This window comes from Thauera linaloolentis 47Lol = DSM 12138 (assembly GCF_000310205.1).
Classification (GTDB): domain Bacteria; phylum Pseudomonadota; class Gammaproteobacteria; order Burkholderiales; family Rhodocyclaceae; genus Thauera; species Thauera linaloolentis.
In genome coordinates this window covers 70,445-91,417 of record NZ_AMXE01000007.1, presented here as the reverse complement: position 1 = coordinate 91,417, position 20,973 = coordinate 70,445, and the positions used below count along the sequence as shown (strand labels likewise).

At 68.7% G+C, this 20,973-nt stretch carries 23 protein-coding genes; 4 read left to right on the top strand and 19 right to left on the bottom strand.

Translation table 11 applies throughout. The annotated features are described in order from the left end of the window. From C666_RS03985 to C666_RS03975, 3 genes are all read left to right on the top strand, one after another. Positions 1-870, top strand: an 870-nt coding sequence (locus C666_RS03985) for a DNA polymerase Y subunit UmuC family protein (protein ID WP_004334045.1), incomplete at its 5' end; no start/stop codon positions are given. A 152-nt stretch (positions 871-1,022) separates the two neighbouring features. Further along, a complete protein-coding gene (locus C666_RS03980) occupies positions 1,023-1,583 on the top strand; it encodes a hypothetical protein (RefSeq protein WP_004334044.1) in 561 nt (186 codons plus the stop codon). Beyond that, positions 1,580-2,989: an MATE family efflux transporter gene (locus tag C666_RS03975; protein WP_004334042.1), complete on the top strand. Its 1,410-nt coding sequence runs from the start codon at positions 1,580-1,582 to the stop codon at positions 2,987-2,989. Before C666_RS03980 ends, C666_RS03975 begins: the two co-directional genes overlap by 4 nt. Here the strand turns inward: C666_RS03975 and C666_RS03970 are convergent. The 12 genes from C666_RS03970 to C666_RS03915 all read right to left on the bottom strand — a co-directional run bounded on the left by C666_RS03970 (position 2,965) and on the right by C666_RS03915 (position 14,493). After that, complete coding sequence (locus C666_RS03970; RefSeq protein ID WP_004334040.1) at positions 2,965-4,296, bottom strand: ferredoxin reductase family protein; 1,332 nt, start codon at positions 4,294-4,296, stop codon at positions 2,965-2,967. The two genes, C666_RS03975 and C666_RS03970, sit on opposite strands and share 25 nt — an antisense overlap. Before the next feature lie 76 nt (positions 4,297-4,372). Next, a complete protein-coding gene (locus C666_RS03965) occupies positions 4,373-6,187 on the bottom strand; it encodes a M61 family metallopeptidase (protein WP_004334038.1) in 1,815 nt (604 codons plus the stop codon). 249 nt (positions 6,188-6,436) lie between these two features. Beyond that, entirely contained in the window at positions 6,437-7,555 is a 1,119-nt protein-coding gene (trmA, locus tag C666_RS03960; RefSeq protein WP_004334036.1) for a tRNA (uridine(54)-C5)-methyltransferase TrmA, read from the bottom strand. A gap of 70 nt (positions 7,556-7,625) precedes the next feature. Next, positions 7,626-7,985: a 2Fe-2S iron-sulfur cluster-binding protein gene (locus C666_RS03955; protein ID WP_004334034.1), complete on the bottom strand. Its 360-nt coding sequence runs from the start codon at positions 7,983-7,985 to the stop codon at positions 7,626-7,628. Continuing rightward, positions 7,985-8,416: a tautomerase family protein gene (locus C666_RS03950; protein WP_004334032.1), complete on the bottom strand. Its 432-nt coding sequence runs from the start codon at positions 8,414-8,416 to the stop codon at positions 7,985-7,987. The genes C666_RS03955 and C666_RS03950 overlap by 1 nt, the downstream gene beginning before the upstream one ends. Positions 8,417-8,453: 37 nt before the next feature. Continuing rightward, positions 8,454-9,212: an SDR family NAD(P)-dependent oxidoreductase gene (locus C666_RS03945; protein WP_004334030.1), complete on the bottom strand. Its 759-nt coding sequence runs from the start codon at positions 9,210-9,212 to the stop codon at positions 8,454-8,456. Beyond that, positions 9,212-10,261, bottom strand: a complete 1,050-nt coding sequence (gene dmpG / locus C666_RS03940; RefSeq protein WP_004334028.1) for a 4-hydroxy-2-oxovalerate aldolase — start codon at positions 10,259-10,261, stop codon at positions 9,212-9,214. The genes C666_RS03945 and dmpG overlap by 1 nt, the downstream gene beginning before the upstream one ends. Continuing rightward, positions 10,261-11,175, bottom strand: a complete 915-nt coding sequence (locus C666_RS03935) for an acetaldehyde dehydrogenase (acetylating) (protein WP_004334025.1) — start codon at positions 11,173-11,175, stop codon at positions 10,261-10,263. The genes dmpG and C666_RS03935 overlap by 1 nt, the downstream gene beginning before the upstream one ends. Beyond that, positions 11,172-11,399: a tautomerase family protein gene (locus tag C666_RS03930; RefSeq protein ID WP_004334023.1), complete on the bottom strand. Its 228-nt coding sequence runs from the start codon at positions 11,397-11,399 to the stop codon at positions 11,172-11,174. The genes C666_RS03935 and C666_RS03930 overlap by 4 nt, the downstream gene beginning before the upstream one ends. A gap of 26 nt (positions 11,400-11,425) precedes the next feature. Next, on the bottom strand, positions 11,426-12,229 hold the full coding sequence (gene dmpH, locus C666_RS03925; RefSeq protein ID WP_004334022.1) for a 2-oxo-3-hexenedioate decarboxylase: 804 nt from the start codon (positions 12,227-12,229) through the stop codon (positions 11,426-11,428). After that, entirely contained in the window at positions 12,226-13,023 is a 798-nt protein-coding gene (dmpE, locus tag C666_RS03920) for a 2-oxopent-4-enoate hydratase (protein WP_004334021.1), read from the bottom strand. The genes dmpH and dmpE overlap by 4 nt, the downstream gene beginning before the upstream one ends. Positions 13,024-13,032: 9 nt before the next feature. Continuing rightward, positions 13,033-14,493: a 2-hydroxymuconic semialdehyde dehydrogenase gene (locus C666_RS03915; protein ID WP_004334019.1), complete on the bottom strand. Its 1,461-nt coding sequence runs from the start codon at positions 14,491-14,493 to the stop codon at positions 13,033-13,035. Positions 14,494-14,809: 316 nt separating this feature from the next. Here C666_RS03915 and C666_RS03910 point away from each other — a divergent pair, with 316 nt between their 5' ends. Beyond that, positions 14,810-15,157 carry an antibiotic biosynthesis monooxygenase family protein gene (locus C666_RS03910; protein WP_004334018.1) on the top strand — a complete coding sequence of 116 codons (348 nt, stop codon included), beginning with the start codon at positions 14,810-14,812 and terminating at the stop codon, positions 15,155-15,157. A 177-nt stretch (positions 15,158-15,334) separates the two neighbouring features. Here C666_RS03910 and C666_RS03905 read toward each other — a convergent pair whose 3' ends face one another. The 7 genes from C666_RS03905 to C666_RS03875 are packed head-to-tail and all read right to left on the bottom strand — an operon-like array spanning position 15,335 to position 20,865. After that, positions 15,335-16,396, bottom strand: a complete 1,062-nt coding sequence (locus C666_RS03905) for an NADH:ubiquinone reductase (Na(+)-transporting) subunit F (RefSeq protein ID WP_004334016.1) — start codon at positions 16,394-16,396, stop codon at positions 15,335-15,337. Between the two features lie 10 nt (positions 16,397-16,406). Further along, complete coding sequence (locus C666_RS03900) at positions 16,407-16,763, bottom strand: phenol hydroxylase subunit P4 (protein WP_004334014.1); 357 nt, start codon at positions 16,761-16,763, stop codon at positions 16,407-16,409. A gap of 31 nt (positions 16,764-16,794) precedes the next feature. Then, entirely contained in the window at positions 16,795-18,312 is a 1,518-nt protein-coding gene (locus C666_RS03895; protein WP_004334012.1) for a YHS domain-containing protein, read from the bottom strand. A gap of 14 nt (positions 18,313-18,326) precedes the next feature. Continuing rightward, positions 18,327-18,596, bottom strand: coding sequence for an MmoB/DmpM family protein (locus tag C666_RS03890; RefSeq protein WP_004334009.1), 270 nt, complete (start codon positions 18,594-18,596; stop codon positions 18,327-18,329). A 9-nt stretch (positions 18,597-18,605) separates the two neighbouring features. After that, positions 18,606-19,598: an aromatic/alkene monooxygenase hydroxylase subunit beta gene (locus C666_RS03885; protein ID WP_004334007.1), complete on the bottom strand. Its 993-nt coding sequence runs from the start codon at positions 19,596-19,598 to the stop codon at positions 18,606-18,608. Between the two features lie 42 nt (positions 19,599-19,640). Further along, positions 19,641-19,919 carry a phenol hydroxylase subunit gene (locus C666_RS03880; protein ID WP_004334005.1) on the bottom strand — a complete coding sequence of 93 codons (279 nt, stop codon included), beginning with the start codon at positions 19,917-19,919 and terminating at the stop codon, positions 19,641-19,643. 10 nt (positions 19,920-19,929) lie between these two features. After that, a complete protein-coding gene (locus tag C666_RS03875; RefSeq protein WP_004334003.1) occupies positions 19,930-20,865 on the bottom strand; it encodes a catechol 2,3-dioxygenase in 936 nt (311 codons plus the stop codon). Positions 20,866-20,973: the final 108 nt, after the last annotated feature.

Below are 20,973 nucleotides of genomic sequence, written 5' to 3'. Positions count from 1 at the left end.
GGCGCAGTGCGCGCCCTGCCCGCAGCAGGCCTGGCCCGCCGCCAGGCGCAGGCCGCCAGCCTGCTCATCGCCCGCGCCCGCGGCGAACGGCCCGACCCGCGCCGCTGGTTCGAGCCTCCCGCCCGCTTCTCGCATGAGCTGGCGCTGCCGGCGCCGACCCATCACAGCGAGGCCCTGCTGTTCGCCGCCCGCCGGCTGTTCGCCAGCTTGGCGGACTGGCTCCAGGCCCGGCACGCGGCCATCGATCATTGCCGCCTGTCGCTGGTGCATGAAGGCTGCGGAGACACCCCGCTCGACCTCATCCTCGGCCAGCCTTCCAGCGACGAGGGCCACCTTGCGCTGATCGCGCGCGAGCGCTTGGCGACCAGCCCCCTCCCCAGCGAAGTCTGCGCCCTGCGTCTCGAAGCCGCGCACCCGCTCGCACAGCCCCCTCTCGCCGGCGACCTGTTCGGCGCGCTGGGCCAGGGGAGAAGCGAAGCGGCACGGCTGCTCGACCGCCTGCGCGCACGACTCGGCGACGGCGCCGTCCGCCGCCTGGAGCGGGTCGCCGACCACCGCCCGGAGGCCGCCTGGCGGGTTTGCGGCGAGGCCGCCGGCACGCCCCCCGACCCGGCCCGCGGCCGCGCAACGGCAAGCTCGCCGGCATCCTTGGGCCGGCGCCCGCTGTGGCTGCTCCCCGAACCCCGGGCCATCGACCCCCGCCAATACACCCTGCTCGGCGACGCCGAACGCATCGAAAGCGGCTGGTGGGACGATGGGGACATTCGCCGCGACTACTACCTCGCCCGTCGCGGCGATGACAGCCTGTGCTGGATCTTCCACGACCTCGCACCGCCAGGCGGCTGGTTTCTGCAGGGCTGTTTCGGCTGATGCGCCCTCCACCGCACCGGGAAGCCGCGCGCGAACGTAGTAAACTCGGACGCCAGCAAAGCGCCGCGCGCGTACCCATTCCCGCAGATGCCGGACCCCCGCGCATCCGGCCCGCTCAACACATTTACCCGGCCTGCCGGACAAGAACAGACATGCCCTCCTCCTCCCCCGCCACCCCAGCCGGCCTGCCGGGCGACATCGCCCGCCGCCGCGCAAAGCTGGGCCTGCTCGTCCTCGCCATCGCGCTTCCGCTGTCCTGGTGGCTGTTCAGCCGCCTCGAACCGATCTGGGACCGGATCATGCCGCTCGAAGGCCTGCCTTTCATGGGGGCGGCCACCCTGCTCGGCGCCGCCCTCGCCATTGCGCCTCTCGCGGCCGGCATCGGCTTCCTGCTGGCGGTCTGGTTCGGCGTGGACAGTGTCTACCTGCCCAGGCGCGCTGCCCACGGCCCGCTGCTCGACAGGCTCATCGTCGCGCTCGCCATGGTAGTGTGGTTCTCGCCCACGCTGTTCGCCATCGCCGCCGCCGGGCGCGGCCTTTACGAGGGCCGCATCCACTTCGTGCGCCCGCCGCGCGACTACCTCCTCGCCACCGATCCGATCGCCTTCTGGCAGGGCGTCGGCTTCTGGCTGATCATGGCCGGCCTGTTCGGCTTCCTCGCCTGGCGCTACTGGCGCCCGCGCCTGTTCCCCGGCAGCGCGGCGCAAGATTGAGCACCGCCGCCGCCGCCCAACCTGCGCCGCCGGAGGCGCTGTCGGCCGGCTTCATCACCCGCCAGCTGCTGCATCACGCCTGGCCCGTGCTCGTCGCGCAGGTGCTGTCGATGGGCATGATGATCGCCGACACCCTGATCGCCGGCCGCTACGGCACGGCCGATCTGGCCGCGGTCGCGGTCGGCAACGGGCTGTACATCTCGGTGGTGATGCTGCTGGTCGGCATCCTGCAGGCGGTGGCGCCGACCATCGCCCACCACGTCGGCGCCGGGCGTGTCGGCGCCATCGGGCCGGCGCTGCAGCAGGGCTTCTGGCTGGCGCTGATGCTGGCCGTGCCCGGCACCCTGATGCTCGCCCACCCGGACGCCCTGCTCCGGCTCACCCGCGTGCCGCCGGACATCGCCCGGGGGGCCGGTGCCTACCTGCAGGCCGTGGCATTCGGCCTGCCGGCGGTGCTGCTCTACCGCACCTTCTACGCCTTCAACAACGCCGTCGGGCGGCCGCGGGTGCTGATGGCCATCAGCTTCGTCGCCCTCGGCGCGCACATCCCGCTCGCCTGGGCGCTGGCCCACGGCCTGTTCGGCTTCGCCGGCCTGCCCCCGCTCGGCGCCACCGGCTGCGGCATCTCGACCGCCATCGTCAGTTGGCTGGGGCTGGGCTGCGGCCTGCTGCACCTGCTGCGCAGCCCGGCCTACCGCCAGTACGCGATCTTCTCGCGCTGGCAGGCACCCCGCCCGCGCGACATCCGCGCCCTGCTGCGCCTGGGCGTGCCGATGGGGTTTTCCACCTTCATCGAGATCACCTCGTTCACCCTCATCGCGCTCTTCGCCGCCCGCCTCGGTTCCGAAGCGGTGGCCGGGCATCGGGTGGTCGCCAACCTGTCGGCGCTGGTGTACATGCTGCCGCTGGCGATGTCGATCGCCACCCTGGTGCTGGTCGGCCAGGCAGCCGGCGCGCACGACTGGGCGCGCGCACGCGCGACGGTGAGGGTCAGCCTGTGGCTGACGTCCGGCTTCGCGATGCTGATCGGCATCGGCCTGTGGCTGCTGCGCGAACCGCTGATCGGGCTGTCCTCCACCGATCCGGCGGTGCGCGCGGTGGCGCTCGGCCTCATCGTCTACATCTGCATCTACCAGTTGACCGATTCGATACAGACCGTGGCCGCACATGCCCTGCGCGGCTTCAAGGTCACGCTGCTGCCGATGCTGCTGCACACCCTGTGCTTCTGGGGCGTCGGCCTGGGCGGCGGCTACTGGGCCACCTATCACGCCTTCGGCCGCGAGGCGGCCCCCAGCATCGCCGGCTTCTGGGAGGCCAGCGTGGCCGCGACCGTGCTGGCGACCGCCCTGTTCGGCTGGCTGCTGACGCGGGTGATGGCGCGTCAGCGCATCTCGAACAGCTCCTGATGGAAGGCTTCGGGGGCGAGCCCGTGGGCGATCAGGTCGGCGCGCAGGGCCCGGCCGAAGGCTGACGGGCCGCAGAACCAGATGCTGGCGTCCTTCCAGCCCGGCACCGTCCGGCGCAGGCGCTCGCCGTCCAGCCGGCCGTCGCCGTCGCCCACCAGCAGGTGCAGCCGGGCACCGGCGGCCCTGGCCGATTCGGTGAGGATGTCACGGGCTTGCGGCGCCAGCGCGGCCGTGGGGTGGAACAGGTCGACATCCCGGTTTTCGCCGCGATGCCCGGCCAGGTACTGCAGACGGGCCAGAAAGGGCGTGATGCCGATGCCCGCACCGATCCAGATCTGGGGCCGCCGGTCCGAGAAGGTGAAGCGCCCGTAGGGCCCTTCGACCGTCACCGGGTCGCCGGCTTTCAGGCGCTCCGGCAGGCGGCGGGTATGGTCGCCCAGCCCCTTGGTGACGAAGGTGATCTGCCGCGTGTCCGGGTCCCATGCCGACGCGATGGTATAGGGGTGCGCGCCCTCGCGGCGGTCGGAGGTGACGAAGGCGAACTGCCCGGCCTCGTGCCCTTTCCAGCCCTCGTCGAGCTGGATGCGGGTGACCAGCGTGTGCATTTCGGGGTAGTGGGTCAGCGCCGCGATGCGCCCGCCCGTGCGGCGCCCGTGGCCGATGCGCCCGGCCAGGCCGATACAGGCGGCCAGGCTGCCCGCTGCCATCAGCAGCGCCATGGCGATACCGATCGGCTGGGTCCAGTAGTCGTGCTCGATCAGGATGACGCTGTGGAAGACCAGCAGCAGGTAGCCGGCGGCCAGCAACGTATGGGTCCTGGCGAACAGGCGGTAGGGGAAGCGCTTGACCAGCGCCAGCACGATCAGGATCACGACTGCATAGAAAGTCCACTCGCCGACGCTTTCGGCCAACCCGCGCTGCGTGCGCAACAGCGCCTCGACGCCGTCGTATGCCTGCGCGCCGCCGCCCTTGCCCGGCTTCACCAGCCAGCCCCAGCCGACGGCCCACTTCGTGCCCTTGGCGAACACCCAATGGATGGTGCCCGACACCAGCGCAGCGACACCCAGCCATTTGTGCAGGCGGTACATCTTGTCCAGGCCGCCGAACAGCGGCTCCAGCCGCAGCGGGCGCAGGGCCAGCACCATGGCCGCGCTCATGGCGCCCATGGCGATGACGCCGGAGTACTGCACCATCACCTTGCGCAGCGGAAAATAGCCGAAGGGCTGGGGCAGAAAGGTGTCCGCCAGCAGCCAGAGCATGGTCAGCCCGCCGAGCAGGGCCAGCAGGCCCGCCTTGATCGGTTTCATCGTTGAGCCTCCGATTGACGATGCCCGAGCGTATGACGGGCTGCCTGAACACAGCCTGAATCGGCGGCCGGCGGCGTCAGCCCGGATGGCCCAGCCAGCCCTGGCGCAGCTTCAGCGCCGCCGCCGGGGCCCTGGCCGAGGGCGCGAGGCTGATCTTGTCGGCCGCGGCTTCGTCCAGCGCAAGCCTGAACACCATCAGCTCGTCGCGGCGGAAGGCGTGGATCTCCACCTCATCGCCAGGCTGGCGCCGGGCGAGCATGTCGTCGAGCGCCTTGCCGCTGCCCAGCTTCAGGCCGTCGAGCGCGATCAGCACGTCGCCGGCCGACAACCCGGCGGCCTGCGCCGCGCCGCCGTCGTAGACGCTGGCGAGCCTGCATTCGCCATTGCCGGCTGCCAGCTTGACGCCGAGCGCAGGCGCCGCGGTCGTCGGCTCGGCCTGCCAGTCGATGCCGAAGCCTTTCAGCAGCCGCGCCAGCGGCAGGTCGTCCGTGCCTTCGACCGTCTTCTTCAGCCAGCGCGCCAGCTTCGGTCCCAGCGTGCCGCCGCCCGCCTCGCGCACCGCGTCGAAGACGCCTTCTTCCGCCACCCCCAGCCCGGTCTGGCCGTGGCGCTGCCACAGCAGGCGCATCACGTCGTCCAGGCTGCTTCGTCCGTCGCTGCCGGCACGCAGCTGCAGGTCGAGCGCGAGCGCGATCAGCGCGCCCTTGGCGTAATAGCTGACGATGGCGTTGGGCGCGTTCTCGTCCTGGCGGTAATACTTGGTCCACGCGTCGAAGGACGACTCCGCCACGCTCTGCTTGCTCCGCCCGCTGCCGCGCAGCACGGCGGAAACGGTCTTGCCGAGCAGACCGAGGTAATCGTCGGGCGCGATCACGCCGCTGCGCACCAGCGCGAGGTCGTCGTAGTAGGAGGTGAAGCCTTCGAAGGCCCACAGCAGGCGGGTGTAGTTTTCCTGCGTGAGGTCGTAGGGCGTGAACGCCGCCGGCTTGATGCGCTTGACGTTCCAGGTGTGGAAATACTCGTGGCTGCACAGGCCGAGGAAGCTCTTGTAACCGTCGGGCAGGCCTTCCATGCCCTTCCACGGCAGCTCGGCGCGGCTGCACAGCAGCGCGGTCGAGGCGCGGTGCTCCAGTCCGCCGTAGCCCTCGCCCACCACCATGGTCAGGAAGGCGTAGTAGTCCATCGGCGGCGGCGCGCCGAACAGCGCGATCTGCCATTCGCACACGCGGCGCAAGTCCTCGCACAGGCGTTCGAGATCGCAGTCGTGGCGGCCGGTCAGCACGATGTCGTGGGTCACGCCGGCGGCGTCGAAATGGCCGAGGGTGAAACTGCCCATCTCGACCGGATGGTCGATCAACTCGTCGTAGTCGGCGGCGCGATACCAGCCGAAGCCATAGGGCCGCGCCGCCCCGGCCACGCCGCGTGCGAGCGGCAGCGCAGTGGCGACTTTCCAGTCGCGGTATTCGGCGCCGTCCGGCCGCTCGATGTCCACCAGGCAGGGACGATCGCTGCGTCCTTCCACCGCCAGGAACACGCTGGTGCCGTTGAAGAAGCCGTGGGTGCCGTCCAGGTGGGCGGCGCGTACCGACAGATCCCAAGCGTAGACTTCGTAATGCAGGCTGAGCACGCCGCCGTCCGGCACCGGCGCGGCGCGCCAAGTGTGCTTGTCGAGTTTGTCGATCGGCCAGGCTTCGCCATCCAGTTCGGCGCGCAGCGTGACGATGTTGCGTGCGAACTCGCGGATCATGTAGCTGCCCGGAATCCACGCCGGCAGGCGGAAGATCTGCCCGGCCGGATCGGGATCGCGGACGGTGCAGCTCACATGGAAAAGATGGGCGCCGGGATTGGCGGGGCGGATACGGTATTCGACGGCGGGCAAGGCGGAAGGCATCGTGTCACGGGTCCGGTTGGCAACGGGATTGGCACGGGCTTCAGGCCCTCGTGCCGGAAGCCCTGTATTTACCACCCTGCACCGCCCGCGTCGACCCGGGCTGCCGCAGCGCAACGCGCCCTCTCCGATCAGCGCCGCATTATTGACCCGGCAATGAAACAGGCAAGCCCGTTCGCCCTGAGCCTGTCGAAGGGCGTTGCGCGAAGCAGGCTTCGACAGGCTCAGCCCGAACGGTATTTGATTGCCGGGTTAATGGCTTCGTGGCCGCTCAGCGGCCGGACGCCGCTTCAGCAGCAGGCCGCTTTCGAGATGAGGGGTATAGGGAAACTGGTCGAACACCGCCGCCGCCGCGATCTCGTGCGTATCGTGCAGCGCGGCGACGTTGTCGCGCAGCGTGGCCGGATTGCACGACACGTAGAGGATGCGCTCGAAGCCGCGGGCGAGTTCGACCGTGGCCGCGTCCAGCCCACTGCGCGGCGGATCGACGAACAGCGTCGAGAAGCGATAGCCGCCGAGGTCGATTTCCTTCATGCGGCGGTATTCCCGCCCGCCGGCCAGCGCGTCGCTGATCTCGTCGCTCGACATCCGCACCATCGTGACGTTGCCGATGCCGTTGGCTTCCAGGTTGTAGTTCGCCGCGCGCACCGAGGACTTGCTGACCTCGGTCGCCAGCACCTTGTCGAAGGCTGGCGCCAGCGCCACGGTGAAGTTGCCGTTGCCGCAGTACAGCTCCAGCAGGTCGCCGCCGGCATCGGCCGCCTGGCTGCGGGCCCAGCCCAGCATCTGCCGGTTGACGCCGGCATTGGGCTGGGTGAAGCTGCCTTCGATCTGCTGGTAGCGCAGCATGCGGCCGTCGAGTTCGAAGGATTCCAGCAGCCAGTCGCGGCCGAGCACGATCTTCTGCTTGCGGCTGCGGCCGATGAGCTGCACGCCGAAGCGGTCCGCCAATGCCTGCGCGGCCGTGGTCCAGTCCTCGCCGAGCGGGCGGTGGTAGATCAGGCACACCATCAGTTCGCCGCTGTGCGTGGCGAGGAATTCGACCTGGAACAGCTTGCGCTTGAGCACTTCGCAATCCTGCAAGGCATCGCGCAGGCGCGGCATCAATTCGCAGATCGGCTGGACCGCAGCGGGAAAATCGTCGATCAGCACGACTTTCTTTTCGTCGCCGGCGGTTTCGAACATCGCGTAGTCGATGCGCCCGCCGTGGTGCCAGATGCGGAACTCCGCGCGCATGCGATAGTGCAGCGGCGCCGAGCGGAAGACTTCGGACTCGGGCAGGCCGAAATCGGCGAAATCCCGCTTGAAGGCGGCGAGCTTGCCGGCCAGTTGCGATTCGTATTGGGCGGGGTCGATGCGGTCAGGCGGCATGGCAGGCAGGGCGATAGTGGAGACGGAAGCCGGAGGGCGCAAGAGTATACGACGGCCCGGCCCCGGAGCGTCATTCGCCGGTGCCATCCGCTGCGGGCGCCGGGCGCCCCACGCCCATGCATTTCTGCATCTTGCCCAACACTTGGAGCACCAGATCGCTTTCCGGCATGACCCGGCACGCCAGCACCACGCCCGCCGCCAGTTCGTCGGCGCCGACGTGCTGGCGGCTCATCGCCCGGCAGCGGTAGCGCCCCGCGGTGATGCGGATCTTGCACACGCCGCAGCCACCGCCCCTGCACCCCAGCGGAATGCCGCGCCGGCCGAGCCGCGCCATGCCGTCGAGCACCGATTCGTCGCTGCCGCAGGCGTAGTGCTCGCCGGTGCCGGCGATCTCGACGTCGTGCTTCACGCGCCCCGGCCCCGCCCCCATCACGCTGCGCCGTCCGCCGCCCGCTGTGCCCGTGCGCGCACTTCGTCGGCGCGCAGCTCGCTCGCCGGGCGGCCGCCGATCGCCCAGTTCTCCGGATGCACGGGGGTGCAGCTACCCCTGACCAGCGCCCGCTCCACGCCCAGGATATCGACGAGCAGCGTGGTGAAACCGGCGAGCAGGCGCTGGCGCTCTTCCAGCGGCCGGCCTTCGAGGACGATGAAGTCGAACACCGGAGCATGCGGCCCGTCGTCGCCGACCAGTTCGCCGGCGACCAGCACGTGCGCCGGCGCGTGCCGCGTGATGAAGGCCCGCACCCGCTCCAGCGACGCGCGCAGCACCTCGCAGTAGAGCGCGCAGGCGCCCTTCAGCAGCGCCGCTTCCTGCTGCGGCGTCGCCCGTCCTTCGACCAGGTGGAAATTGACGACCGGCATGTGGGTCTCCTTGTCAGGCAAGCCTCGGCCTTGCGGCTCAAGGCAGTCCGCGCCGCCGTCCGGCGTCGAGCATGAAAGTGCTGCCGGTCATCGCGTCGGCTTCGGGGTCGAGCAGCAGGGCCACCGCCCAGGCCACCTGCGCCGGCGTCGTGAACGCGCCGATGGAGGATTCGGCCCGCATCTGCGCCATCACGTCCTCGACCGTGATGCCGCGCAGCGCGGCGCGGTCGGCGGCGACGCGGTGCAGGCGTTCGGTGTCGGCCGGCCCGGGCGCGATCAGGTGGGCGGTGACGCCGGCCGCGCCGTGGGCAAGGCTCAATTGCCGCATCAGGTTGCCCAGCGCCGCGTTGGCGATGCCCGCGGCGGCAGCGTAGGCGGTCGGCTCCAGCCCGTAGTGTCCGCCGATCGCGACCAGCCGCGAACCGCGCACCAATCGCGGCGCCACCGCGCGCACCAGCCGCAGCATGCCGCCCACCTTGATGTTGACCGCATCCACGACCGCCGCCGTCGGTACCGAGGCGATGCCGCCGGCCACCGCGACGCCGGGGCCATGCACCACCATCCGCACCGGACGGTCGACGCTGGCGGCGATCTGCGCGACGGCCTCGTCGGCGGCGATGTCGGCGACGCAGGCGCGCACCCTCGGATGGCGCGCGAGCAGCGCGTCGAGCGCGGCCGCGGTGCGCGACACCGCCACCACGCCCAGCCCGCGATCGCACAGGCGGGCGACGATCTGCTGGCCGAAGGCGCCGGTCGCGCCGACCACCACCGCGAGTTCGGACGGCTCCCCGGACATCAGGCCACGCCCTCCAGCCCACGCGCCTTGGCCATGGTCATGGCGGTATCCATGATCATGTCTTCCTGGCCGCCGATCATCTTCTTGCGCCCAAGCTCAACGAGGATGTCGCGCGCGGAGACCCCGGTGCGCTCGGCCGCGCGCCTTGCATGCAACAGGAAGGTGGAATACACCCCGGCGAAGCCCAGCGTCAGCGACTCGCGGTCGACCCGTACCAGGTGATCCATCATCGGCACGATGATGTCCTCGGCGGCATCCATCAGCTTGAACAGGTCCACGCCGGTCTCCATGCCCATGCGCTCGCACACCGCGGCGAACACCTCCAGCGGGGTGTTGCCCGCGCCCGCGCCCAGCCCGGCCACCGAACCGTCGATACGGGTGGCGCCGGCCTCGATCGCCGCGATCGAGTTGGCGATGCCCATGCCCAGGTTGTGATGGCCGTGGAAGCCGATCTCGGTCGTCGGGTCGAGCACCGCGCGCAACGCGGCGACGCGCACGCGCACGTCCTCCGGCAGCATGTAGCCGGCCGAATCGGTGACGTACACCGTGTGGGCGCCGTAGGACTCCATCAGCTTGCCCTGCGCGGCGATGCCGGCCGGGTCGTTGAGGTGGGCCATCATCAGGAAGCCGGTGGTGTCCATGCCGAGCTTGCGCGCGAAGGCGATGTGCTGCGGCGAGGTGTCGGCCTCGGTGCAGTGCGTCGCCACATGCACGCTGCGCGCGCCGGCGTCGAAGGCCGCCTGCAGTTCCTTCATCGTCCCCAGGCCGGGGATCAGCAGCACCGAGACCTTGGCCTGCTTCATCCGCGACGCCACGGCGGCGATGTATTCCTCGTTGCTCGCCAGCGCGAAGCCGTGCTGCAGCGAGTTGCCGCCCAAGCCCGCGCCGTGCGTAACCTGGATGTAGGGGACGCCGGCGTCGTCGAGCGCGGTGGCGACCTTCACCATCTGCTCGACGCCGATCTGTTCGCGCTTGGCATGCATGCCGTCGCGCAGGCACATGTCGTGCAGGACGACCTTGCGGCCCTGCAGGGATTTCGTTTCGCTCATCACACCGCCTCCGTCGCTTTCAGCTTGATCTTTCCGGCCAGGATTTCCTCGGCGAACATCTCGGCGGTGCGGGTCGCGGCCGCGGTCATGATGTCGAGGTTGCCGGCGTACCTGGGCAGGTAGTCGCCCAGGCCCGCCACTTCCATGAACACCGAAACCTTGTTGCCGTCGTAGATGGGGCCATTGACGAGCCGGTAGCCCGGCACGTACTGCTGCACCTCGCCGATCATCTGCAGGATCGACTCGGTGATGCGGACATGGTCCGGTTCATCCTCGGTCAGGCAGTAGATCGTGTTGCGCATGATCAGCGGCGGCTCGGCCGGGTTGATGATGGCCAGCGCCTTGCCTTTCTTCGCGCCGCCGACGCGCTCGATCGCGCTGGAGGTGGTGTAGGTGAATTCGTCCAGGTTGGCACGCGTGCCCGGCCCCACCGATTTCGACGACAGGCTGGCGACGATCTCGGCGTAGCCCACGCCCTGCACGCGCGACACCGCGTTGACGATGGGAATCGTCGCCTGGCCGGCGCAGGAGATCATGTTGACGTTCATCTCGACCCGGTCGGCATGCTCGCGCAAGTTGACCGGCGGCACGCACAGCGGCCCGATCGCGGCCGGCGTCAGGTCGATCATCATCACCCCCAGTTCGTTGAGCTTGCGGCTGTTCTCCGCATGCACGTAGGCGCTGGTGGCGTCGAAGGCGATCTGGATGCCGTCCTCCAGCACGTGCGGCAACAGGCCGTCCACGCCTTCGGCGGTGGTCTTGAGGCCCATTTCGCGCGCGCGCGCCAGGCCCTCGGAGGCAGGGTCGATGCCCACCATCCAGACCGGTTCGAGCACCGGACTGCGCTTGATCTTGTAGATGAGATCGGTGCCGATGTTGCCGGAGCCGATCAGGGCGCATCGGATCTTCTTCATGGGTTCTGCTCCTGCGATGCCGTGCGCCGCTGGCGTTCCGCGCGCTCGGCCATGGTCAGTCCGGCGACGAAGAATTCCTCCGTGCCGTGTTCGGTGATGAGGATGCGCACCGTCTCCGGGCTGCATCCCAGGCTGCGCGCAACCGCCTCGGTGACGGCGCCGGCCACCGCGCGCTTCTGCGCGTCGCTGCGGCCCTGCATCATGTGCATTTCGATGATTGGCATCTGTCGTTTCCGGCTTTACGCCGCCCTCATTCGACGAAGCGCATCGACACGCTGCCCAGTTCCTGGAAGCGCGCGACGACGCTATCGCCCGGCCGCACGGGGACGGCCTCGGTGATGCCGCCGCTCATGACGAAGCTGCCGGCGGGCAGGCTCTCGCCCAGCTCGGCAAGGATGTTCACCAGCATCGCGACCGCGTCCGCCGGATGGCCCAGCACCGCCGCCGAAGCCCCCATGCCGACGATCTCGCCATTCTTTTCCAGCACCACACCGAGCGTGCGCAGGTCCAGCTCGTCCGCGTGGCGGGCGCGGCCGCCGCCGACGAAGCGCGCCGACGAGCCGTTGTCGGCGATCACGCTGGCGAGGTCGAACTTGAAGCCGGAAAAGCGCGAATCGATGATCTCCACCGCCGGCAGCACATGGTCGGTGGCATCGAGCACGTCCTGGCGGGTGCAGCCGGGGCCGGCGAGCGCCTTCTTCATGACGAAGGCCACTTCGCATTCGACGCGCGGATGGACGAGGTCGGACGTCGAGATCACGGCGTTCTCGGCGCGCGCCATGCGGTCGGTCAGGAAGCCGATGGAAGGCACGTCGACGCCCATCTGGCGCATCTTCGCCTTCGAGGTCAGCCCGGCCTTCCAGCCCACGAGCCGGTGCCCCTGGGCGATGTAGCGGCGGCGCAGTTCGGTCTGCACCGCATAGCCGTCGCCGATCGTCATGCCCGGGTATTCGTCGGTCAGCTTGGGAATGGCGTGGGCGCGGCGCTGCGCGCCCTCGATACGCTCGCACAGGCGCACGACATCCTCGCGCGACAGGGTGATGTTCATGCTCATGCCGCGCTTCTCCCGGAGAATTTCACCCGGCAGCTGCCGAGCCCGCCGACGGTACACACCAGTTCGTCGCCGTCGGCGACCGGCACCAGCGCCGACTGCGAGCCCGACAGGATCACCTCGCCGGCCTTGAACGGAATGCCCAGTTCGCCCAGCGTGTTGGCCAGCCAGGCCACCGCATTGGCGGGCGAGCCCTGCACCGCGGCGCCGACGCCGGTCGAATGCAGTTCGCCGTTCTTTTCGAGCACCATGCCGGCCAGCGTGATGTCGAGCCTGCGCGGGTCGCCGCGGCTGGCGCCGAGCACGAACACGCCGCAGGAGGCGTTGTCCGCCACCGTGTCCTGGATGCGGATCTGCCAGTCGGTGATGCGCGAATCGACGATCTCGAAACACGGCACCACGTAGTCGGTGGCGCGGATCACGTCCATCGCGGTGACGCCCGGCCCCCGCAGGTCTTCCTTCAGCACGAAGGCCAGCTCGGCCTCCGCCTTGGGCTGGATCAGCGTGCCGAGGTCGATGGCCTCGCCCTCCTCATGCACCATGCCCGAGGTGAGCTGGCCGAAATCCGGCTGGAACACGCCGAGGAAATCCTGTACCGGCTTGCTGGTGACGCCGATCTTCTTGCCGATGATCGTCTCGCCGGCGGCGAGGCGGCGTTCGATGTAGCGCGACTGGATGCGGTAGGCATCCTCCAGCGCGATGTCGGGCTCGCGTTCGACGAGCGGCGCCACCGTGCGGCGCGCGCGCCAGGCGTCGAAAAGCTCGTCGCCCAATTGCCTGATCCTGCTTTCGTCCATGATTCGGCCTCAGAGCTTGACGCAGATGTTGCGCGTCTCGGTGTAGAACTCCAGCGAATGCACCCCGCCCTCGCGCCCGATGCCGGACTGCTTCGAGCCGCCGAAAGGCGTGCGCAGGTCGCGCAGGAACCAGCTGTTCACCCAGGTGATGCCCACCTCGACGCGCGCGGCGACGCGGTGCGCGCGCGCCAGGCTGGTGGTCCAGATCGTCGTGGACAGGCCATACACGGTGTCGTTGGCGAGGCCGACCACTTCGTCCTCGGAATCGAACGGGCGGATGTGGCAGCACGGCCCGAAGATTTCCTCGCGCACCACGGCCGCGTCGTCGGCCAGGCCGGTCCAGATGGTCGGCTGCACCCAGGCGCCGTCGGCGAGTGCTTCCGGCATCTCGGGCACGCCGCCGCCGGTGACCACGGTGGCGCCCTCTTCCACCGCCTTGCGGTAGTAGGACAGCACCTTCTGGCGGTGCGCCTGGCTGATCAGCGGCCCGTAGTCGGCATCGTGGTCCTCGGGGCGACCGTATTTCACCGTTTCGGCCCGGGCCTTGAGCGCCTGCACGAAGCGCGCGAAGATCGGCCGCTCGACATAGACGCGCTCGGTGCCCAGGCAGACCTGCCCGGTATTGAGGAAGGCCGAGCGGAAGATGGTCCCGACCGCGGCGTCGAAATCGCAGTCGGCGAAGACGATGGCCGCGTTCTTGCCCCCCAGCTCGAAGGACACGTCGCGCATGCCTTCGGAGGCGGCCTTCATGATCGCCGCGCCGGTGCGCGTCTCGCCGGTGAAGGTGATCGCATCGACGCCGGGGTGCTGGGTCAGGAATTCGCCCGCGGAGTCCGGCCCGAAGCCGTGGACGACGTTGTAAACGCCCTTCGGCACGCCGACGGCGTTCATCACCTCGCCGAGCAGGGCCGCCGTCTGCGGCGACTCCTCCGACGGCTTGACCACCACGGTGTTGCCGCAGGCCAGCGCCGGCCCCACTTTCCAGGTCATCAGCATGAATGGCGCGTTCCACGGGCAGATGACCCCGATCACGCCCTTGGGCACGCGGATCGCGTAGTTCAGCGCGCCCTGCCCGTCCGGCGTCGCCATGCGGAAGGACTCCGAGGCCACGTTCTTGACGACGTCGGCGAACACCTTGAAATTGGCCGCGCCGCGCGGGATGAACACGTGGCGCATGACGTGGCCCGGCTGCCCGGTATCGGCCATCTCGGCGGCGACGAAGTCCTCGAAGCGGCGGGTGATCTCGTTGGCCACGCCATGCAGCAGGTCGACGCGCTGCTCCGTCGTCAGCGCCCCCCACTCGCCCGCCAGCGCCGCGCGGGCGGCGCCGACCGCGGCATCGATCTCGCCGCGCCCCGCCTCGGCGACCGAGGCGATGACGCGGTCGTCGAGCGGCGAGCGCTTGTCGAAGCGACGGCTCGAGGCCGACGCCAGATATTCGCCCGCGATGAAATTGTCTACAAGACGCATGCTGCCCCCAGATATGGATGTGTCACTCGTGCCGACGGCGATACGCATCGGTCCCGACCTTCGAAAACGAGTCTAAGAAAGAAGCGAAATACCGTCTAATACTTTGTTATCTAGCCATTAATACCTTCAAGGTATGGTTAAAACCGTGGATGACGGCGGCGCGCGCATTGGCAAGAATCTCGGGGGCGGCCGGAAAAAGCGCGCCGCTGGCACCGGACGGCCTTCTCCGGCGTGCCGATCGGTGACCGCATCGGTACTATCGCTTCCGAAAACCGGCCTCGGCCGGGAACAGCGGCCATGATCCAAGGAGCTTGATGTGTCCGACGCCACCTACACCGCCACATTCACCTTCGCCAAGCGCGAATTCGACGATGAATTCCATGCGCTGGACGACGCCATCGCCCGGGTCGCCAGATCCATTCCCGGCTACATGGGCGAGGAAAGCTGGGAAAACCCTGCCACCGGATTGATCTCCAACGTGTATTACTGGGAAAGCATGGAGGCGCTCCGCACGCTCATCGATCACCCGGTCCACCAGGAGGCGAAGCAGCGGCAGGCCCGGTGGCTCGACGGCTATCAAGTGGTCATTGCGCGGGTGATGCACGCCTACGGCGATGGCGGCATCCCGCATCCACTCGCCGCCCGCCGGGCATCGCGCCCCTGAAACGGATGACAGCCCCCACCGACACCGCGCAGCGCGAGGCTACCGCCGCGCCCGGCACGCCTGCCGAGGTCTTCGGCGCCTTCCTCAAGCTGGCCTGAGCTCGTTCGGCGGGCCGGTCGCGCACCTGGGCCATTTCCGCCTGGAGTTCGTCGATCGCCTCCGCCGGCGTGTTCCCGCTCAGATCGCCTTGAACAGCGGACTCCTGACCTGCTGCGCGTCGGCGGCCGAGATGAACTTCTCGGTGTAGATGTCGCGCTCGAACAGGCGCCCCTGCATCAGCGTCGTGATGCAGGCGTCGATCATCAGCGGCGGCCCGCACAGGTAGGCCTTGTGGCCGCGGAAGTCGTTGTCGAAGGCGGCCTTCGCCGCCTCGTGCACGAAGCCGCGGAACCCGGTCCAGTCCGTTCCTTCCGGCTCGTGCGACAGGGCCGGCACGTAGCGGAAGTTGGCATGCTTCCCGGCCAGCGCGAGGAAGTCCTCGTGGTAGTAGAGTTCCTCGCGGCTGCGCTGGCCGTAGACGAGCGTGACCGGCAGCGCGAAGCCTGCTTCGAGCAGATCGAGGATCATCGCGCGCGGGCTCGACAGGCCCGAGCCGCCCGCCATGAAGAGCACCGGAACGCGCGCCGACTTCTTGACGAAGAAGCGCCCGTAGGGACCGGTGATGCGCACCCGCTCCCCCGCCTGCATCCGCTCATGCACGTAGGTGGTGCCCTCGCCGCCCGGCACGATGCGGATGTTCAGCTCCACCTCCCCGGCCTGCGACGGCGCGCTGGCGATCGAGAACGCGCGGCTGCCGATGCCGCCGGGCAGCTCCAGGTTGATGTACTGCCCGGCCTGGAAGCGGATGCCAGCGGGCTCGTCGAGCGCGATCCACACCCCCTTGATCGTCGGCGTCAGCGTCTCGATGCGGCTGACGACGCCGTCGAAGTCGCGTACCGGCAGGTTCTCGGCGTCTGGGTCTTCCTCGATCTCGGCCTCGATCACGAGGTCGCTTTCGGCGCGGGCGCAGCACGCCAGGCACTTGCCCTCGTCGCGTTCGAAGTCCATCAGCGCGAAGCTCGAGGCTTCGCCGTGGTCGACCTCGCCGTCGCTGACCTGCACCTTGCAGGTGGCGCACAGGCCGTGGCAACAGGCGTGGGGCAGGTAGATGCCAGCGCGCAGGGCCGCGTCGAGAATCGTCTGCCCCGCCTCGATCTCGATCGTCTGGCCCAGTGGCTCGATGGTCAGTTCGTAGCTCATCGCCGCCCCTTCATGCGGCGGCCTGCAGGGAATTCAGCCCGGGCGTGCGGAAGCGGAGCTGGTCCTTGTGGCCGATGCCGTTGTCGGCGAGGCTGCGGGAGAAATCCGGCGCGAAGGGCCGGTTGTCCTTCAGCCACTCGACCTTGCTCCAGTCCAGCGCGGCGGCGTCGGGGTCGGCCTGCAGCAGCGCCGCGAGCGGCCCCCGCAGCACCTCGCCGAACGGCGTGGCGGGCGGCAGGCACAGCATCAGCGGCGCGGCGAACAGCAGGTGGTGGTCCCAGCTCAGATACACGATCTGCTTGCCGCCGTAGTTGTCCACGCGGTCGCGCGCGACGCCGATGTATTCCTTCAGTGAGGTGACAGCCATTGTCGAGTCTCCTTGTCCTGGTGGGTGCGGGTCACAGGTTCGAGGTCGCCAGCCCGCGCCATTCGTCGAAGTGGCGCTGGTCCCGCGAGCCGTCGTAGTCGCCGTTGTCGGCGCCGTCGCGCAGGCTGACCCAGTCCATCCACGCGGCGACGTCGCCGCCCAGCTCGCTGAACAGCGCCGGCATCGGCAGCCAGGCCTGGATGTACTTCTCCGGCTCGTGCTCGAAGATGTCCTTGCAGCCGTCGGAGCAGAACTGGTACTTCTCGCCCTTGTAGACCGTCTCGCGGTGGCAGGTCAGGGTCGGGTCGCCGGGCTCGGTGAACACGCACGGCAACTGGCAGCACTGGCACAGCCTGGCCAGGCCGTAGTTCTTGAACGGCGTGCCGGCGGCCTTGAGCTGCTTGATGTGCGCCCAGCGCGGGCGGTAGTGGCGGTCGAAGGTGTCCGGGTACTTCGCCGACAGCCAGGCCATGTCGTCGTCCGACGGAATCCAGCTGTGGAAGGCGGTGCCGAAGCTCCACTGGTAGAGGCCGAGCATGAACTGGTGCGACATGTGGTCGATGGCCTTCTCGGCGTCGTCCCAGCCCTTGGGCGGGCGGATGCCGTAGCGCGCCAGGTCGCGGAACAGCGCGCCGCCGTTCTCGACGCCGTAGATTTCCCACGCCTCGCGCCACGACATCACGCGCTTGGGCAGCATGTAGTCCATCATCGTGCTGACCAGGCCGAGCACGCGGAAGCCGCGCCAGAACCACTTGTCGATCCAGCCCTGCACGATCGGCAGGTTGTCCGGGTCCTGTTCGAGCATGAACTTGATGCACTCCAGCCCCAGCGTCATGTGGCGCGCTTCGTCCGACTGCGCGGAAAAGCCGAAGGTGACGGTCGCCATGTCGCCGTTGTAGGCCGCGCCCGACATGAAGGGGACGAACAGCAGGTTGGTCAGCACGTACTCGAACGAGAAGCCGATCGCGATCATGAACTCGAACGGCCCGGCGCTCATCGCGTCGTCGAAGAACGAGCGCGCGACCGAGGTGTACCAGATCCGGTCGCGCGCATCGGCGAAGGCATGGAAGCCGTCGTAGTAGCGGTTGTAGTTCGACATGGCATGGATCTGCGTCTGGGCGTGGCGGATCTCGTCGATCGCCTGCATCTGGCAGGCGACCTGCGTGCCGACGCCCGGAAACTCGCGGCCGATGCGGGCGAAGCCCTTGTGCGCGGCGTATTCGCCCGGGCTGATGGCCTGCAGGAAGATCTTCAGCGCCGACAGGTAGCGCGCATCGGTCAGGTTGAGGTGGCCGTTGTTCTGCGCATGGGCGTCGATGATGGCGTAGAACTTGCGCTCCTTTTCCGCCTGGTACTTCCAGTAGGCGTCCATCGTCAGGCGGAACGGGTCTTCCCACTTGTCCCAGTCGTGCACCTTGATGCCTTCGTAGCGGACGTAGGGGAAGATGGCCTCCTTCGACTGGTAGCCCGGCTCCCAGCCCAGGTCGCGGGTCAGGACGCGGTAGCGCTCCTTCATGCCCAGCTTCTTCTTGGTGGCTTTCATATCCATGGTGTGTGCCTCGCTCATTCGTTCCAGCTCAGGGTCAGCGTGTCCTCGTCCTCGTCCACGTTGCCCGAAAGGGTGATCAGGTTGATCTGCAGTTCCTGCAGGTCGTAGGCGCGCCCGAGCTGTTCCTCGATGGTTTCGCGGCGCACCACGAGCCGCCCCGGCGCGTCGATCTTGACCATCGCCGGCTGGCGGTTGACGACCGCCTGCGGGTTGTCGATCTCGATGGCGTCGATGATCGGGCGGGTTTCCTCATTGGCCTGCAAGGCGATGAATACGGTGGACATCGTGTTTCCTCAGAAAGAGATCTCGGTCTTGTGGATGCGGGCCTTGAACGCCGCGATCTGCGCGGCGACCGCTTCGTCGGCGTCGGCGCCGAGCACCAGCTCCACGACCGGCACCAGGGCGGCGGCGGCGCGGTCGTTCCAGTGCGCCATCCAGCCCTGCAGGACCTCGCGGTTGTGGTCGGATTCGGCGGCCGCAGCCTTGAGCACCGCATCCACCCACTTGCGCGTCTCGTCGAACCACTCGGCCATGAACTGGGTGAGCATCGCCACCGCGCTCGCCCCCCTGGCCGACAGCTCGCCATCGACGATGCGCGCGTAGACCAGCGGATACAGCAGGCCGTCGAGCGCGGCGTTCTGCGCCACGAACAGCTCGAACGGGTCGCGCACCACCATGCAGTCCTCGACGTAGCGCCGCAGCGGCTGCCAGGCGGGGCCGTCGAGCCAGGCGGCCTTGCCGGCGTCGAGCGCGTCCACGTCGCCCAGCATCATCCCCAGGCGGGACAGGTACTGGGCGATGCCGAGGTTGTCCATCGCGTGGTACATGCAGGGCTGGGTGAAGGCAGTGCCGAAGCCGTAGCCACAGACGAAGGTGTTGTTCTGGTTGGCGCCCCAGGCCGCGTGGCGCAGCGGCACCAGCAGGCGCAGCACGGCCTCGCGCAGCTCGGGGGCCAGCCTGTCGGCCAGGCCGCGCGACTCGACGAAGGCGAAGTTGGCCTCGGTCGTGTCCTGCTGGCGCGCGCGGGTCAGGGTGTAGGTGCTGTAGTAGAACTGCCGCGGGTCCTTCAGCGCGTACCAGTCCCGCATGACGATGCGGGTGATGCCGGCATCGTAGAGCTGCTGGTCCGGGTCCCAGGTCGGCCGGTAGTGCAGGTTCTCGGCGGCCTGGATGTCGTAGCTGCCTTCCTGGTAGCGCGAGGCCGGCTTGTCGCCGAAGCGGCGGACCAGGTGGTCGAAGGCGTTGCGCTGCGGCTGGATGCTGACGGTGCGAAGGTCGATCTGCATGTTTTCCCTCCTGCGCCGCCCCGGAGCGGCGGCGCATGCTGTTCATCGGAATCGGGTGTGGGTGGCGTCGGCAAGCCGCCAGTCGAAGTCGTCGGGCGTCTTGCCACCCACGTCGCCGTCCGGTGGCGGCAGGAATTCCACCGCGTTGGCGGCGCAGAACTCGCCGAAGGCCTCGCGGCCCAGGATCAGCTCGACGAAGAGTTCGGGCTCGCCGATGGCGAAGTCGAATTCGACGAAGCCGTTCGGCCGTTCGCCGGTGACGCGCACGAAGCGCCGGGCGGTGTCGAAGGCCGGCGCCGCGCCGTTCTCTGTCGCTGCCATGGCGGCCACCTCAGGTCACGACGGTGAGGAAGGTTTCGTGCAGCTTGCGCTGGACGTAGTCCAGCCCGCCGCCCGCGCCCAGCGCCTCGAAGGTCCAGGTCAGCGGCGCGTGGTCGGGATAGGGCTGGCGGTCTTCCTTGAAGGTCTCGAAACGGTTGCCGGAGGGGTCCCAGGCATAGATGGTGCGGCCGCGGGTGACGCCGTGCCGGGTCGGCCCGATGTCCACCGGCACCTTGTTCATGGACATGATGTCGCCGGCGCGCAGCACGTCTTCCCAGCTTTCCATCAGGAAGGAGCAGTGGTGCAGCTTGCCCGGCTCGGGGTACTCGGCGAAGGCGATGTCGTGCGACTTGATCGAGCAGTTGAGGAAGATGATCAGGTTGGCGCTGCCTTCGGGGTTGAGCACCCGCTCGACCAGCGTGAAACCCAGCACCTCGGTGAAGAGCTTCTGCACCGCACCGATGTTCGGCCCGTACAGCAAGGCATGGTCGAGACGCAGCGGCGCCATGCCGCGCTTGTTCTCGGGCGCCCAGGGCGTCGGGTCGACGAGTCCGCAGCCGTTGCCGACGGCGGTTTTCTTCGCGTACAGCTCGAACCAGTGGCCGGACGGCACCTGGAAGCGCACTCTTTCGCCGGTTTCCAGCAGTTCGCCGGCGGGCAGGCGCGTGGTTTCCAGGCCATGGGCGCGCAGGTCCGCTTCGAGCCGATCCAGCGTGGCCTCGTCGAGCACCTTGAAGCCGATGAAATCCAGCCCCGCGCAGTCGGCTTCGCGCAGCACCACGCTGTGGTGGTCGATCTCGTCGCGGCACTTGAGATAGACCCGCCCCTCGGCATCGCGCCCGGTTTCGGTCAATCCCATGATGTCGCGGTAATGGCGAACGGCATCGTCGAGATTCATCACCCTGAGCTGCACGTGCCCCGGTCGCAGGACTCCTGTCATGGCCATCTTCTTGTCTCCTTGTTCAACGGTGAGTGCGGGCAAGGCATCTGAGCGATCCGTCAGCCATCAAGCCCATTTATCAAACATTCACCATTCTTTATGCAGAGACCGTGC

Coding starts and splice junctions, on each gene's coding strand:
- C666_RS03930 (WP_004334023.1), bottom strand. CDS start 11,399: ATGCCAATCATCGAAATGCACATGATGCAGGGCCGCAGCGACGCGCAG.
- C666_RS03880 (WP_004334005.1), bottom strand. CDS start 19,919: ATGGCAGCGACAGAGAACGGCGCGGCGCCGGCCTTCGACACCGCCCGG.
- C666_RS03955 (WP_004334034.1), bottom strand. CDS start 7,985: ATGGGGGCGGGGCCGGGGCGCGTGAAGCACGACGTCGAGATCGCCGGC.
- dmpE (WP_004334021.1), bottom strand. CDS start 13,023: ATGGACGAAAGCAGGATCAGGCAATTGGGCGACGAGCTTTTCGACGCC.
- C666_RS03885 (WP_004334007.1), bottom strand. CDS start 19,598: ATGCAGATCGACCTTCGCACCGTCAGCATCCAGCCGCAGCGCAACGCC.
- trmA (WP_004334036.1), bottom strand. CDS start 7,555: ATGCCGCCTGACCGCATCGACCCCGCCCAATACGAATCGCAACTGGCC.
- C666_RS03875 (WP_004334003.1), bottom strand. CDS start 20,865: ATGGCCATGACAGGAGTCCTGCGACCGGGGCACGTGCAGCTCAGGGTG.
- C666_RS03965 (WP_004334038.1), bottom strand. CDS start 6,187: ATGCCTTCCGCCTTGCCCGCCGTCGAATACCGTATCCGCCCCGCCAAT.
- dmpH (WP_004334022.1), bottom strand. CDS start 12,229: ATGAGCATGAACATCACCCTGTCGCGCGAGGATGTCGTGCGCCTGTGC.
- C666_RS03905 (WP_004334016.1), bottom strand. CDS start 16,396: ATGAGCTACGAACTGACCATCGAGCCACTGGGCCAGACGATCGAGATC.
- C666_RS03980 (WP_004334044.1), top strand. CDS start 1,023: ATGCCCTCCTCCTCCCCCGCCACCCCAGCCGGCCTGCCGGGCGACATC.
- C666_RS03890 (WP_004334009.1), bottom strand. CDS start 18,596: ATGTCCACCGTATTCATCGCCTTGCAGGCCAATGAGGAAACCCGCCCG.
- dmpG (WP_004334028.1), bottom strand. CDS start 10,261: ATGAGCGAAACGAAATCCCTGCAGGGCCGCAAGGTCGTCCTGCACGAC.
- C666_RS03895 (WP_004334012.1), bottom strand. CDS start 18,312: ATGGATATGAAAGCCACCAAGAAGAAGCTGGGCATGAAGGAGCGCTAC.
- C666_RS03970 (WP_004334040.1), bottom strand. CDS start 4,296: ATGAAACCGATCAAGGCGGGCCTGCTGGCCCTGCTCGGCGGGCTGACC.
- C666_RS03915 (WP_004334019.1), bottom strand. CDS start 14,493: ATGCGTCTTGTAGACAATTTCATCGCGGGCGAATATCTGGCGTCGGCC.
- C666_RS03950 (WP_004334032.1), bottom strand. CDS start 8,416: ATGCCGGTCGTCAATTTCCACCTGGTCGAAGGACGGGCGACGCCGCAG.
- C666_RS03945 (WP_004334030.1), bottom strand. CDS start 9,212: ATGTCCGGGGAGCCGTCCGAACTCGCGGTGGTGGTCGGCGCGACCGGC.
- C666_RS03935 (WP_004334025.1), bottom strand. CDS start 11,175: ATGAAGAAGATCCGATGCGCCCTGATCGGCTCCGGCAACATCGGCACC.
- C666_RS03900 (WP_004334014.1), bottom strand. CDS start 16,763: ATGGCTGTCACCTCACTGAAGGAATACATCGGCGTCGCGCGCGACCGC.